3 protein-coding genes and 1 pseudogene are annotated in these 3763 nt (G+C 53.4%); all 4 read left to right on the forward strand.

What is annotated here, in order from left to right:
- Positions 1-432: pseudogene (locus ATB02_RS25240) on the forward strand (DNA replication and repair protein RecF); the annotation flags it as partial.
- 28 nt (positions 433-460) lie between these two features.
- Entirely contained in the window at positions 461-2875 is a 2415-nt protein-coding gene (gene gyrB / locus ATB02_RS25245; RefSeq protein ID WP_001353554.1) for a DNA topoisomerase (ATP-hydrolyzing) subunit B, read from the forward strand.
- A 165-nt stretch (positions 2876-3040) separates the two neighbouring features.
- Positions 3041-3439: a YidB family protein gene (locus ATB02_RS25250; protein ID WP_198598467.1), complete on the forward strand. Its 399-nt coding sequence runs from the start codon at positions 3041-3043 to the stop codon at positions 3437-3439.
- 114 nt (positions 3440-3553) lie between these two features.
- Positions 3554-3763: HAD-IIB family hydrolase (locus tag ATB02_RS25255; RefSeq protein ID WP_123059868.1), on the forward strand; the 210-nt coding region annotated here is incomplete at its 3' end.

Genomic DNA, 3763 nt, shown 5'->3' on the forward strand with positions numbered 1-3763 from the left:
ACTCTGACTTTCTCTTTTCAGCGCGGCTGGGAGAAAGAGACAGAATATGCTGAGGTGCTGGAACGTAATTTTGAACGCGATCGCCAGTTAACCTACACCGCGCACGGCCCGCATAAAGCGGACTTACGCATTCGCGCCGACGGTGCGCCGGTGGAAGATACCTTATCGCGTGGGCAGCTTAAGCTGTTGATGTGCGCCTTACGTCTGGCGCAAGGAGAGTTCCTCACCCGTGAAAGCGGGCGGCGGTGTCTCTACCTGATAGATGATTTTGCCTCTGAGCTTGATGATGAGCGTCGCGGACTGCTTGCCAGCCGCTTAAAAGCGACGCAATCACAGGTCTTTGTCAGCGCGATCAGTGCTGAACACGTAATAGACATGTCGGACGAAAATTCGAAGATGTTTACCGTGGAAAAGGGTAAAATAACGGATTAACCCAAGAATAAATGAGCGAGAAACGTTGATGTCGAATTCTTATGACTCCTCCAGTATCAAAGTCCTGAAAGGGCTGGATGCGGTGCGTAAGCGCCCGGGTATGTATATCGGCGACACGGATGACGGCACCGGTCTGCACCACATGGTATTCGAGGTGGTAGATAACGCTATCGACGAAGCGCTCGCGGGTCACTGTAAAGAAATTATCGTCACCATTCACGCCGATAACTCTGTCTCTGTACAGGATGACGGGCGCGGCATTCCGACCGGTATTCACCCGGAAGAGGGCGTATCGGCGGCGGAAGTGATCATGACCGTCCTGCACGCAGGCGGTAAATTTGACGATAACTCCTATAAAGTGTCCGGCGGTCTGCACGGCGTTGGTGTTTCGGTAGTAAACGCCCTGTCGCAAAAACTGGAGCTGGTTATCCAGCGCGAGGGTAAAATTCACCGTCAGATCTACGAACACGGTGTACCGCAGGCTCCGCTGGCGGTTACCGGCGAGACTGAAAAAACCGGCACCATGGTGCGTTTCTGGCCAAGCCTCGAAACCTTCACCAATGTGACCGAATTCGAATATGACATTCTGGCGAAACGCCTGCGTGAGTTGTCGTTCCTCAACTCTGGCGTTTCCATTCGTCTGCGCGACAAGCGCGACGGCAAAGAAGACCACTTCCACTATGAAGGCGGTATCAAGGCGTTCGTTGAATATCTGAACAAAAACAAAACGCCGATCCACCCGAATATCTTCTACTTCTCCACCGAAAAAGACGGTATCGGCGTTGAAGTTGCATTGCAGTGGAATGATGGCTTCCAGGAAAACATCTACTGCTTTACCAACAACATTCCGCAGCGTGATGGCGGTACTCACCTGGCAGGCTTCCGTGCGGCGATGACCCGTACTCTGAACGCCTACATGGATAAAGAAGGCTACAGCAAAAAAGCCAAAGTCAGCGCCACCGGTGACGATGCGCGTGAAGGCCTGATTGCCGTCGTTTCCGTAAAAGTGCCGGACCCGAAATTCTCCTCTCAGACCAAAGACAAACTGGTTTCTTCTGAGGTGAAATCGGCGGTTGAACAGCAGATGAACGAACTGCTGGCTGAATACCTGCTGGAAAACCCAACCGACGCGAAAATCGTGGTTGGCAAAATTATCGATGCTGCTCGTGCCCGTGAAGCTGCGCGTCGCGCTCGTGAAATGACCCGTCGTAAAGGTGCGCTGGATTTAGCGGGCCTGCCGGGCAAACTGGCGGACTGTCAGGAACGCGACCCGGCGCTCTCTGAACTGTACCTTGTGGAAGGGGACTCCGCGGGCGGCTCTGCGAAGCAGGGGCGTAACCGCAAGAACCAGGCGATTCTGCCGCTGAAGGGTAAAATCCTCAACGTCGAGAAAGCGCGCTTCGATAAGATGCTCTCTTCCCAGGAAGTGGCGACGCTGATCACCGCGCTTGGTTGTGGTATCGGTCGTGACGAGTACAACCCGGACAAACTGCGTTACCACAGCATCATCATCATGACCGATGCGGACGTCGACGGCTCGCACATTCGTACGCTGCTGTTGACCTTCTTCTATCGTCAGATGCCGGAAATCGTTGAACGCGGTCACGTCTACATCGCTCAGCCGCCGCTGTATAAAGTGAAGAAAGGCAAGCAGGAACAGTACATTAAAGACGACGAAGCGATGGATCAGTACCAGATCTCTATCGCGCTGGATGGCGCAACGCTGCACACCAACGCCAGTGCACCGGCATTGGCTGGCGAAGCGTTAGAGAAACTGGTGTCTGAGTACAACGCGACGCAGAAAATGATCAACCGCATGGAGCGTCGTTATCCGAAAGCAATGCTGAAAGAGCTTATCTATCAGCCGACGCTGACGGAAGCCGACCTCTCTGATGAGCAGACCGTTACCCGTTGGGTGAACGCGCTGGTCAGCGAACTGAACGACAAAGAACAGCACGGCAGCCAGTGGAAGTTTGATGTCCACACCAATGCTGATCAAAACCTGTTTGAACCGATTGTTCGCGTGCGTACCCACGGTGTGGATACTGACTATCCGCTGGATCACGAGTTTATCACCGGCGGCGAATATCGTCGTATCTGCACGCTGGGCGAGAAATTGCGTGGTCTGCTGGAAGAAGATGCGTTTATCGAACGTGGTGAGCGTCGTCAGCCGGTAGCCAGCTTCGAACAGGCGCTGGACTGGCTGGTGAAAGAGTCCCGTCGCGGCCTCTCCATCCAGCGTTATAAAGGTCTGGGTGAGATGAACCCGGAACAGCTGTGGGAAACCACCATGGACCCGGAAAGCCGTCGTATGCTGCGCGTTACCGTTAAAGATGCGATTGCTGCCGACCAGTTGTTCACCACGCTGATGGGCGACGCCGTTGAACCGCGCCGTGCGTTTATCGAAGAGAACGCCCTGAAAGCGGCGAATATTGATATTTAATGGCATTAACAATGTGAGCGTGCCTGATGCGCTACGCTTATCAGGCATGAAGTTATAAGAAAGGGCGGAGATCATCTCCGCCCTTTTTATTTCTGCAATCCGCAATTATCATCCCGCAGAACTATACTTTTTGAGTCAACACGTAACGCTTTACAGGTGATTATCATGGGGCTTTTTGATGAAGTTGTCGGCGCCTTTCTGAAAGGCGATGCGGGGAAATATCAGGCTATTTTGAGTTGGGTTGAGGAACAGGGCGGCATTCAGGTGCTGTTGGAAAAACTGCAAAGTGGCGGCTTAGGTGCCATTCTCTCAACCTGGTTGAGTAATCAACAGGGCAATCAGCCGGTGAGTGGCGAGCAACTGGAGTCGGCGCTCGGCACAAATGCGGTGTCCGATCTCGGGCAAAAACTTGGCGTGGATACCAGTACGGCTTCCAGCTTGCTGGCAGAGCAACTGCCAAAGATTATTGATGCTCTCTCACCGCAGGGTGAAGTGTCTTCGCAAGCCAATAACGATCTGCTTTCCGCAGGCATGGAACTGCTGAAAGGGAAACTCTTCCGCTAAGCAAAAGGGGAGCATGCAACGCGCGTTGCATCCCCCTTTTCCCTCAGGTGTTGTACTGATTTTTGAGCGGAATCGCGTTAGCATGGGTCAGGAACCAATCTACCTGGGGAACTCATGGCTATCAAACTCATTGCTATCGATATGGATGGCACCCTTCTGCTGCCCGATCACACCATTTCACCCGCTGTTAAAAACGCGATTGCCGCAGCTCGCGCCCGTGGCGTGAATGTCGTGCTAACGACGGGTCGCCCTTATGCAGGTGTTCACAACTACCTGAAAGAGCTGCATATGGAACAGCCGGGCGACTACTGCATTACTTATAAC

This window comes from Escherichia sp. MOD1-EC5189, assembly GCF_002966045.1.
Lineage (GTDB): Bacteria > Pseudomonadota > Gammaproteobacteria > Enterobacterales > Enterobacteriaceae > Escherichia > Escherichia coli_F.